Here is a 358-nt window from a genome sequence, read left to right on the forward strand (position 1 = left end):
CGCTCATCGAGCAGGGCGGCGCGATCATCGTCTACCCCGAGGGCACCCTCACCCGTGACCCGGACCTGTGGCCGATGCGCGGCAAGACCGGTGCGGTGCGGATCGCCCTCGAGAACGACGTCCCGCTCATCCCGATGGCCCACTGGGGCACGCAGAACATCATGGCGCGGTACGGCAAGAAGCTCCGTCTCATCCCGCCGTCCCGCGTGGACGTCATCGTCGGCGACCCCGTCGACCTCTCGCCGTACCGCGGCAGGCCGATCGACCAGCAGACGCTCGTCGCGGCCACCGAGCTCCTGATGCAGCACATCACCGCGCTGCTCGAGGAGATCCGCGGGCAGCAGGCGCCCGAGACCCG

General features: G+C 70.4%; 1 protein-coding gene. It reads left to right on the forward strand.

Translation table 11 applies throughout. The features are described 5' to 3' along the window. Nucleotides 1-358, forward strand: a 358-nt coding sequence (locus tag I5E_RS20615; protein ID WP_022908644.1) for a lysophospholipid acyltransferase family protein, incomplete at both ends; no start/stop codon positions are given.

Source organism: Curtobacterium sp. B18 (genome assembly GCF_000333375.1).
GTDB lineage: Bacteria > Actinomycetota > Actinomycetes > Actinomycetales > Microbacteriaceae > Curtobacterium.